Annotated in this window: 8 protein-coding genes; 7 read left to right on the forward strand and 1 reads right to left on the reverse strand. The window is 39.6% G+C overall.

The features are described 5' to 3' along the window. Positions 1-1,497, forward strand: a 1,497-nt coding sequence (glgP, locus tag V7137_RS04340) for a glycogen/starch/alpha-glucan family phosphorylase (protein ID WP_335696918.1), incomplete at its 5' end; no start/stop codon positions are given. A gap of 30 nt (positions 1,498-1,527) precedes the next feature. On the opposite strand, the gene V7137_RS04345 is transcribed toward glgP, so the two are convergent. Further along, positions 1,528-2,463 carry a 1,4-dihydroxy-2-naphthoate polyprenyltransferase gene (locus V7137_RS04345; RefSeq protein ID WP_335696919.1) on the reverse strand — a complete coding sequence of 312 codons (936 nt, stop codon included), beginning with the start codon at positions 2,461-2,463 and terminating at the stop codon, positions 1,528-1,530. Between the two features lie 363 nt (positions 2,464-2,826). On the opposite strand from V7137_RS04345, the gene V7137_RS04350 reads away from it, so the two are divergent. From V7137_RS04350 to menC, 6 genes are all read left to right on the forward strand, one after another. Further along, positions 2,827-4,227, forward strand: coding sequence for an isochorismate synthase (locus V7137_RS04350; RefSeq protein ID WP_335696920.1), 1,401 nt, complete (start codon positions 2,827-2,829; stop codon positions 4,225-4,227). Between the two features lies 1 nt (position 4,228). Beyond that, positions 4,229-5,977, forward strand: a complete 1,749-nt coding sequence (menD, locus tag V7137_RS04355; RefSeq protein WP_335696921.1) for a 2-succinyl-5-enolpyruvyl-6-hydroxy-3-cyclohexene-1-carboxylic-acid synthase — start codon at positions 4,229-4,231, stop codon at positions 5,975-5,977. Then, entirely contained in the window at positions 5,978-6,796 is an 819-nt protein-coding gene (gene menH, locus V7137_RS04360; RefSeq protein ID WP_335696922.1) for a 2-succinyl-6-hydroxy-2,4-cyclohexadiene-1-carboxylate synthase, read from the forward strand. A gap of 14 nt (positions 6,797-6,810) precedes the next feature. Further along, the gene (menB, locus tag V7137_RS04365; protein ID WP_335696923.1) at positions 6,811-7,629 is read left to right on the forward strand and encodes a 1,4-dihydroxy-2-naphthoyl-CoA synthase; all 819 of its coding nucleotides are present in this window, start codon (positions 6,811-6,813) and stop codon (positions 7,627-7,629) included. Between the two features lie 89 nt (positions 7,630-7,718). Further along, positions 7,719-9,236, forward strand: coding sequence for an o-succinylbenzoate--CoA ligase (locus V7137_RS04370; RefSeq protein ID WP_335696924.1), 1,518 nt, complete (start codon positions 7,719-7,721; stop codon positions 9,234-9,236). After that, positions 9,217-10,323 (forward strand): o-succinylbenzoate synthase, encoded by a 1,107-nt coding sequence (menC, locus tag V7137_RS04375; protein WP_335697030.1) that lies wholly within the window; start codon positions 9,217-9,219, stop codon positions 10,321-10,323. Before V7137_RS04370 ends, menC begins: the two co-directional genes overlap by 20 nt. Positions 10,324-10,406 lie beyond the last annotated feature (83 nt).

A 10,406-nucleotide genomic window follows, 5' to 3' on the forward strand; every position in this document is an offset into this window, starting at 1 on the left:
CATATTTGTATTCACATAAATGATACGCACCCGGTTTTAGCCATTCCAGAGTTAATGAGAATACTAATTGATGATGAAGGATACGATTGGGAACAGGCATGGCAAATTACTAAACATACGATTTCTTATACTAATCATACAACATTGTCTGAGGCTTTAGAGAAGTGGCCGATACATATTTTTCAACCGTTACTTCCAAGGATTTTTATGATTGTAGAAGAAATCAATGAACGATTCTGCCACGAGTTATGGGAGCAAACTCCTGGGGATTGGGAGCGGATTAAAGGACTAGCCATCATTGCAGATAATTTTGTGAAAATGGCTCATTTAGCAATAGTCGGAAGTTTTAGTGTCAATGGTGTAGCAAAACTGCATACCGAAATTTTAAAGAAACGAGAGATGAATCAATTTTATCAATTGTTTCCTGATAAATTTAACAATAAAACAAACGGGATTGCCTACCGGCGCTGGCTGCTAAAAGCTAATCCGAAATTATCTTCATTAATTACAGAATCTATTGGTTCCGACTGGACAATTAGAGCTACGGAACTATCTGAACTACTTAAATTTCAACATGATACATCGTTTTTGGAACAACTGTTGAAAATAAAAAATGAAAACAAACAAACACTGGCGAAGGTTATTTTTGATAAGACCGGGACGGCGGTCGATACTGGTGCCATCTTTGATGTTCAAGTAAAGCGTCTGCATGCGTATAAACGTCAACTTTTGAATGTTTTACATATTATGTATCTTTATAATCGACTCAAAGAGGATCCAAGTTTCCCAGTCGTTCCTAGAGTATTTATTTTTGGAGCAAAGGCATCACCAGGGTATTATTATGCGAAAAAAATCATCAAATTAATAAATACGGTCGCTGAAAAGGTTAATAATGATCCCGTAATCTGCGATAAAATAAAAGTGATTTTTCTTGAAAATTATCGAGTTTCCCTTGCTGAGAAAATCTTCCCTGCCGCCGATGTGAGTGAACAAATCTCCACTGCTAGTAAGGAAGCATCGGGAACAGGAAATATGAAATTTATGATCAACGGAGCATTAACCGTTGGAACCTTAGATGGCGCCAATATCGAAATTCGTGAATTAGTTGGTAATGACAATATTTTCACATTTGGGTTAACAGCTGATGAAGTTCTTCATTACTATCAGCACGGGGGATATCAATCCGATGAATACTATCACCATGATTATCGGATTCGCCAGGCAGTAGATCAACTTGTAAACGGCTTTTTCCCAGGTGTCTATAACGAATTCGAACCGATATTTGACTCACTCCTTCAGGAAAATGATCAATATTTTGTCTTAAAGGATTTTGCACCATATGCTGATATACAACGTTCAATTGGTGAGGCATTCACGGACCGATTACGCTGGCAGCAAATGAGTTTAAGCAATATCGCCCATGCTGGCTATTTTTCAAGCGACCGCACGATTCAAGAATACGCAGATGATATTTGGAAAATTAATCCACTTCTATAAAAAAAGCTTCTGCAATTGCAGAAGCTTTTTTTATAGAAAGTGCCCAATAAAAATTCCAATCGCTAATAAAAACCCAAATATGGTATTTGTTTGCGCAGTTGCCTTCATTGCTGGTGCCATTTTAATTGGAATATTGTTTTCAATAAAGCCTTTAGTTGCTTTAATAGCCTTTGGAGCGCTAAGAATCACAAGTGCTGCCCAAACTGGTAAAACACCAATAGTGATGAGTCCCAAAACCCAAAGAAATGAAAAAGTGAACATCCCTATTAATAAGTAAATAGCACCTTTTTTACCCAATAGAATAGCAACTGTTTTACGGCCGTTTTCTTTGTCGCCATCCAGGTCACGGATGTTATTCGATAACATAATCATACCAACCAATACCATACTTGGAACAGAAACAAGAATACTTGTGCTGCTGACTGTTCCTGTTTGAATAAAGAAGGAGATTAAAATAATCAGCATACCCATAAAGAACCCTGAAAGAATTTCACCAAATGGTGTATAGGCGATTGGGAAAGGACCTCCAGTATAAAAATACCCCACAGCCATACAAATTAATCCCACAACCGCTAACCACCAGCTGCTATTGGCGCAAATATAGACCCCTAATAATAAGGCAATTCCATAAAAACCAAAAGCTAGATTTAGGACTGTTTTAGGTTTAATTCCATCACGAACGATTGTACCTCCAATTCCAACCGACTGAGCAGTATCCAGACCGCGTTTGAAATCGAAATATTCATTAAACATATTGGTTGCAGCTTGAATCAATAAACTCGCAATAAGCATAGCAAAAAATAATCCAAAATGAATGTTTCCATGCTTAAGGGAAAGTGCAGTACCGAGCAGAACTGGTACAAATGCGGCTGTTAGTGTATGTGGACGTGTCATTTGCCACCAAACTTGAAAGCCGCGGTTTGATTCAACTACAGGTTCAGAACTTTTCTGTATATTTGGTTGCATATAGTTCTCTCCCTTTATAGTTATTTCTCTCTATTTAAAAGGCTAGGTTTAATTAAATAATGGGCTATGCCCAAAACTAAGTGTATGTAATTCAAAGAATAGTGTCAATGAATTTTTCCTATCAAATCTAGAAGATTATACCTGTTTGATTATTATTGAAAGGTTCGAGGAAAAATGATAATAATGAAAATTTAATGAGAAAGCTGTTTTTATCAATTAAGTGGAATCTTAATATATAATAGGGTATGAGGCTGGTTTGCTAGTGACAAGTATTATTTACTTCTTTACAATGAAAGAGTATGTTAAAATTTGCTTGAATTATGAATGGATAACAGTCATTTCGGCTGTTTTGGAGGGATTTGTTTGATTACCATTCAAGAATTGGAAATAATGGAACGAGGTCTTTTGGCTGTCAATCGCGCGAAAGAACTAGGCCGCCCCATTTTATTTAGTGAAGTTCATAAAATGGACACCATTAACCCATTATCATTTTTTAATATAGGAAAAGAATACTATCGCGGGGAACGATTCTTCTGGAAGGACCCAACTGATGAGACAGTACTTATTGGCCTTGGGATTTCTAAACAAATTCAGTTGGATCAGGCTTCTGACCGCTTTTTTCATGTTGAAAAGGAATGGGAGAAATTTTTAGAGGACTGCCTTATTTTTAATCCATATACAGAAATTGGTGTAGGCCCAGTCTTGTTCGGGGGATTTTCGTTTGACCCCTGCAAGGATAAAACAGACCTTTGGTCGAAGTACACGGATTCGTTGTTCCATCTACCGAAATATTTATTGAGTATCATTGATGGAAAAACGTATTTAACCACAAATACGGTTTGTACTCCCCAAGAGGATCCGTACCTGTTTAAGAAAATAAACGAAGAGAGAAATGAGATATTACAATCTCTAGAAGAAAATGAACAGATTAAATCTGCTGGACTTCTGGAAATGAAAGAAATTGGCCCAGAGAAGTGGAAAAAAACTGTCGATGAAGTTGTGAAGGATTTAACAGAAGGTACCTTAAAAAAGGTCGTCCTAGCCCGTGAGTTGAGGCTGGTATTTGATGATCAGGTTGAGGCCGAGGGAGTACTAAATAATTTATATAGGCAGCAACATGAAAGCTTTATTTTTGCCTTTGAATCAAATGGTGATTGTTTTATTGGTGCATCCCCAGAAAGACTGGTGAAAAAACAAGGAAATGAAGTTTATTCTACATGTCTTGCCGGCTCTATCTCCCGTGGAAATACAGAAGAGGAAGATCAAAGATTAGGTCAGATGTTATTAAATGATCAAAAAAACCTCATCGAGCATGGGTTTGTTGTTGAAATGATCAAAGAAGCATTAGAGGAATCTTGCGAGGAAATTATTCTGCCTGACAAGCCACAACTTATGAAGATAAGAGATATTCAACACCTTTATACACCTGTTATCGGAAAATGCCACAAGGATGCATCATTGATGTTATTGGTGGAACGATTGCATCCAACACCAGCACTTGGCGGACTGCCAAAGGAAGAAGCGGTTGTGAAGATTAGGGAAGTAGAAGAATTGGATCGGGGTTTTTACGCTGCTCCATTGGGCTGGGTTGATTACAGAAAAAATGGTGAATTTGCTGTTTCCATTCGCTCCGGTCTTATTCAAGGGAATGAAGTTTCGTTGTTTGCAGGATGTGGAGTTGTTGCAGATTCTGACTCAGAAAGTGAATATTTGGAGACAAGTTTGAAATTTAAACCCATGCTCCGAGCCCTTGGAGGAAATTAATATGAATCATCAAAAATCTTTAACAGCCTATATAGCGGCGATTGTATCAGAGCTTATATTTACGGGAGTAACCGACGTCGTTGTCAGCCCAGGTTCAAGGTCAACTCCTATGGCGATGATAATGGCAGAACATCCTGAACTTAATGTCCATATTCATGTGGATGAACGGTCTGCTGCTTTCTTTGCATTAGGAATAGCCAAATCATTGAATAAGCCTGTTGCGATCCTATGTACTTCTGGTACAGCGGCTGCAAACTATTTTCCTGCGATTGTTGAAGCGCGTTATGCGCGGGTTCCCTTAATTGTGTTAACAGCAGATCGGCCGCATGAACTAAGAGAAGTAGGGGCACCTCAGGCAATCGATCAAATTCATTTATATGGGAAGCATGTCAAATGGTTCTCCGAAATGGCTTTGCCAGAAAACAGTGATGAAATGATCCGATATGCTCGAACTGTATGTGCGCGAGCGGTTGCGATTGCCACAAATGCCCCTTCAGGACCTGTTCATTTGAATTTTCCTTTTAGGGAACCACTTATACCTAAGCTGGATGATGAAATCTTCAAGCTTCCTGAACGTCCAAACGGATACGTAAAGGTACATAATGGGGATTTAACAATTGAAGAAAAACAATTTCAAGAAATTGCCGAAAACCTTTCAAAAACAAAGCGTGGAATAATTATTTGTGGGAATATTGTAGATCAAGGGTTCCCTGAGGTTGTGATACGTTTAGCTGAAAAATTAAAATTCCCAATTATCGCTGACCCATTGTCACAATTGAGAAGTGGGACACATAGCCTTGAAAATATCATTGAATCCTATGATACCTTTTTAAGGAACGATGACGCAAAAACCTTCTTAAAACCCGATGTTGTTTTACGATTTGGAGCAATGCCAATTTCTAAAGCTTTAACGATATTCTTAAAAGAAAATGGATGGGTAGAGCAGTATGTTGTTGATGGCGGCGGCGGTTGGCGCGACCCGGCCTCGTTATCAACCAATATGATCTTCTGTAATGAATCATTATTCTGCGAAAAGATACTATCATTTACGGATGAGATTTCCTCTTCCGATTTTCTTACGGACTGGAAAAAGGTTAATCAACTAACAAAAGAACAGATGACACGACTAAGGGATATAACAGAATTAAGTGAAGGCAGGTTGTTCTATCAATTAGCTGAAATGCTTCCTGAAGGTGCTACGCTTTTTGTTGGGAATAGTATGCCAATTCGTGACTTAGATAGTTTTTTTGTCAACAATAAGAAGTCCATCAATGTAATGGCTAACAGGGGGGCCAACGGCATCGATGGTACAGTTTCGACTGCCTTAGGTGCTGCTTTAAACTCGGAATCCTTATATCTTGTCCTAGGAGACTTAACTTTTTTTCATGATTTAAATGGTCTGATCGCAGCAAAACTGTATAACATTACTATTAATATTATTCTTATTAACAATAATGGCGGCGGAATCTTCTCGTTTCTCCCTCAATCAGAACATCCGAAAAACTTTGAACTTTTGTTTGGCACTCCACTTGGTATTGAATTTGAGCATGCGGTTAAGATGTTTCATGGTAATTTCACCAAAATCAAGGATTGGGATCATTTCGGGTCAGAAATGATGAAAGCAAAAAGTTCCACTGGGATAAATGTATATGAACTTGTCACCAACAGAGAGATGAATCGTGATGAACATCGCGAATTTTGGGGATATGTTTCCCAGGAAATATCGAACTTTGTCAAAGGTGAACAATAAATGGATATTGTCATCGACGGGATTCATTATCATGTCGAAGTATATGGTGACGGGCTAGTCCCACTCATTTTGTTACATGGTTTTACGGGGGACTCTACCACTTGGGCTCCTTTCCATGAATGCATGGGAAAACTCACCAAGTTGGTTATCCCTGACATCATTGGCCATGGGAAAACGGACGCTCCTGATGATGTAAGCAGATACGAAATCGAGGCAGCTGCTTCAGACTTAAAAGGTATACTGAATCAAATGGGGTTCGAGCAAGTAGATCTACTTGGATATTCAATGGGTGGCCGACTTGCCTTAACCTTTTCCCATCTATTTCCTGGGCGGGTCCGAAAATTAATACTGGAAAGTAGTACACCAGGACTGGAAACAGAGGACGAAAGACAACAACGCCGTATGAAAGATGCCGAACTTGCTCATTTTATTAATGCACAGGGGATAAGTGCATTCGTAGATTATTGGGAAGAGATTTCTCTTTTTTCAACCTTGAAGCGTCTCCCTCTGGAATCCCAGCAAAAGATAAGAGAACAGCGTTTAAATAATTCCCCAACGGGCCTTGCCAACAGTTTACTGGGGATGGGAACTGGTTCCCAACCTTCTTGGTGGGGGAAATTAGGTGAACTATCCTGTGAAGTATTGCTGTTAACAGGTGCAGAGGATCATAAGTTTTGTCATATTGCGGAACGCATGATGAAGGAGCTGAAAAATAGCTCTTGGGTAGTTATTGAAGACAGCGGTCATGCAATTCATGTGGAAGAACCTGAAAAGTTTGGTACAATAGTAAGTGACTTTTTGTCGAAAGAAAATAAATAAAGGAGGAAATCATTTTGACAGTAGAATGGATTGCAGGACGTAAATATGAAGAAATTTTATATGAAACATACAATGGTATTGCTAAAATTTCCATTAATCGTCCACATGTACATAATGCATTTACACCAAGAACTGTTTCTGAACTGATTGACGCATTTGCTTATGCACGCGATGATTCAAGTATAGGGGTTATTGTCTTAACAGGTGCAGGAGATAAAGCATTTTGCTCAGGTGGAGACCAAAAAGTTCGGGGACATGGAGGTTATGTGGGGGAAGATCAGATTCCTCGACTAAATGTTCTTGACCTACAACGCCTTATCCGAGTTATTCCAAAACCAGTTATCGCCATGGTCAAAGGGTATGCGATTGGAGGAGGTCACGTTCTACATATTGTTTGTGACTTAACAATTGCGGCTGATAACGCTGTTTTTGGACAAACTGGTCCGAAGGTTGGCAGTTTTGACGCAGGTTACGGCTCTGGCTACCTTGCAAGAATTGTTGGTCATAAAAAAGCTCGTGAAATTTGGTACCTATGCCGTCAATATAACGCCCAAGAAGCACTTGATATGGGCTTAATTAATACGGTTGTTCCACTTGAAAGAGTAGAAGAGGAAACCATACAATGGTGTAATGAAATCCTAGAGAAGAGTCCAACAGCCTTACGTTTCTTAAAAGCGGCAATGAATGCAGATACAGATGGTTTAGCTGGATTGCAGCAATTTGCTGGAGATGCAACCCTGCTTTACTATACAACAGATGAAGCAAAAGAAGGGCGCGATTCCTTTAAAGAAAAACGTCAGCCTGATTTTGGTAAATTCCCTCGTTTTCCTTGATAGTTATTTTTCGCAGCTTGATGGTTCCCATCAGGCTGTTTTTAATAGAAAGCAGTCTAGGATAGAAGGATTAAGAAAGGTGAACCGGTATGCAGAACGAAATGATGCCTAATTTTTTGAAGAAAAGAGCGTTTCTAACACCTGATCGACCTGCCGTTTATTTTCAGGAACATGTAGTAACCTTTGAACAACTCTATCAACGTTCATATCAGGTTGCAGGGAAGTTACAAGGATTAGGTGTACAAAAAGACCATTATGTCGGGGTTTTATTAAAAAATAATCTTGATACAGTTGTTATATTATTTGCCCTTCAGTTATTAGGAGTGAGATCCGTGATACTGAATAACCGTCTCTCTCCATCTGAACTTGCCTGGCAACTTAACGATTCAATGGCAGTTGCATTAATCCTTGATGATTCTTTTAATCATGAAACAAAAGATATCATAAATAAACGAATTCCATCGCTAAAAACCTTAACAAAAGACGATATATTTTTCAGCGTCACAAACGATCCGAATATCATTGAAGAAATATCGCTTTCTGATATATGTACCATTATGTATACATCAGGAACAACAGGTAATCCCAAGGGTGTCATCCAAACTTATGGAAATCACTGGTGGAGTTCGGTTGGTTCAGCATTAAACTTAGGCTTTATCGATAGCGACTGCTGGCTTTGTACCGTTCCACTGTTCCATATTAGCGGCTATTCAATTTTAATGCGCAGTGTTATTTATGGAATGCCGATGGTTCTTCATGATCACTTTGATGTGGAAAAGACCATTACCGATATCCATGAAAAAGGGGTCACCATCATGTCGGTTGTGGCAACAACGCTGACAAGAATCGTTGAAGCTCTTCAAGAACGGCGCCTTCCAAATCATTTTCGTTGTATGCTGCTTGGAGGTGGACCCGCACCATTGCCATTACTCCAAGCATGTGTCGAAAGAGAGATCCCTGTATATCAAACATATGGTATGACCGAATCTTCCTCGCAAATCGTAACCCTTGCACCAGAATATAGTTTAACAAGGCTGGGCTCTGCTGGGAAGCCATTGTTTCCTTCACAAATTCAGATTGTCATGGAGGATGGAAATGTGGCTCCAGCAGGTGTTCCGGGTGAAATTGTCATTAAAGGACCCAATGTTACCTCAGGGTATTTATTTCGTCCCGAAGTTTCAAAGGAAAAGTTTAACAATGGCTGGTTTTACACGGGTGATATTGGTTATCTAGACGAAGCAGGCTTCTTATATGTCCTCGACCGGCGTTCGGACTTAATCATTTCAGGTGGAGAGAATATTTACCCTGCAGAAATAGAAGCCGCATTGCTGGCTCATCCTGATGTTAGCGATGCTGGAGTAACACATATAGAAGATCTAGAGTGGGGGCAAGCACCGGTAGCTTTTATTGTGAAGCGAGGGGGAACAAATCTTTCTGTGACAGAGCTGGAGCAATTTTGCAAACAGCAGGTCGCCAAATATAAAGTACCGAAAGCTTTTTATTTTACGAAGGAACTGCCTCGAAATGCCTCGAAAAAATTGCTTCGCCGGGAGCTGCGGGAGTGGATAAAGGATGGCAGGATCAATGATGAAGATAAGGTCAATTGAGTTACATGTCATGGAAATGCCCTTAAAGGATCCGTTTCTGACCCATTTAGGTGCGGTTACAGTTCGTGAAGGGATCATTATTAAAATAACCAATTCAGACGGAATTTCCGGCTATGGTGAGGGAGTTGCTTTTTCCACTCCATGGTACACCGAAGAAACGGTTAAAACCTGTTTACATATGTTAACGGATTTTTTAATTCCACTACTTCAAAAAAATCCGATCGATCATCCTGCGCAGGCGTCGAATCTGTTTAGTTCGTTACGAAGGAACAATATGGCTAAAGCCGCTTTAGAAACCGCACTATGGGATTTATATGCGAAAAGCCAAGCACAGCCCTTGTCAAGAACCCTTGGAGGTACTCGCTCGGCTGTTGCAGCAGGTGTGGTGGTGGCAACAGACTCTACAACAAAAGCAATCCGGCAGATTGACCAATATCTTATAGAAGGGTATCAGCGGATTAAAGTTAAAATTAGTCCAAAACTAGACTATGCCTTTCTTGCAGAAATTCGCCGTTCTTACCCAGACCTGCCGATAATGGCCGATGCCAATTCTGCCTATTCGTTAAAGGATATAGAGCGGATAAAAGCTCTAGATGACTTTAATCTGCTAATGATAGAGCAGCCGCTTGGATATGATGATATTCTTGAGCACGCTTTGCTGCAAAAGGAAATCAAAACTCCGATTTGCTTGGATGAAAGTATTAACAGCTATGATGATGCCCGAAAAGCGATTGAGTTCGGAAGCTGTAAGGTCATTAATATTAAAGTGGGCAAGATTGGCGGATTATATGAAGCAAAGCGAATTCATGACTACTGTTTTGAAAAGGGTATCCCTGTTTGGTGTGGGGGGATGATCGAATTTGGAATATCCCGTGCTCATAATATTTCGCTCGCTTCCTTACCAGGTTTTTCAATCCCAGGTGACATTTCTTCTTCAAATCGTTTTTGGGAAGATGATATAATTACGCCGGAAGTTACCGTTCAAAACGGTTTTGTAACCGTACCTTCGGGCCCAGGAATCGGTTACCAGATTAATGAGAAAAGACTTCAGGAAGTTTCGAAATGGAAGGAAACAATTGTATTTTAGTAAGGCTCTTTTCGTACACTTCGTTTCTTTTGGAGTTTAATAAGTGTCATTTACTAAGTTTCTAGGCAATTTTCGCAAATGTT

Origin of the sequence: Neobacillus drentensis, assembly GCF_036962765.1 — a bacterium.
Taxonomy (GTDB): domain Bacteria; phylum Bacillota; class Bacilli; order Bacillales; family Cytobacillaceae; genus Neobacillus; species Neobacillus drentensis_C.

Coding starts and splice junctions, on each gene's coding strand:
- V7137_RS04345 (WP_335696919.1), bottom strand. CDS start 2,463: ATGCAACCAAATATACAGAAAAGTTCTGAACCTGTAGTTGAATCAAAC.
- menD (WP_335696921.1), top strand. CDS start 4,229: ATGAATCATCAAAAATCTTTAACAGCCTATATAGCGGCGATTGTATCA.
- menH (WP_335696922.1), top strand. CDS start 5,978: ATGGATATTGTCATCGACGGGATTCATTATCATGTCGAAGTATATGGT.
- V7137_RS04370 (WP_335696924.1), top strand. CDS start 7,719: ATGCAGAACGAAATGATGCCTAATTTTTTGAAGAAAAGAGCGTTTCTA.
- menC (WP_335697030.1), top strand. CDS start 9,217: ATGAAGATAAGGTCAATTGAGTTACATGTCATGGAAATGCCCTTAAAG.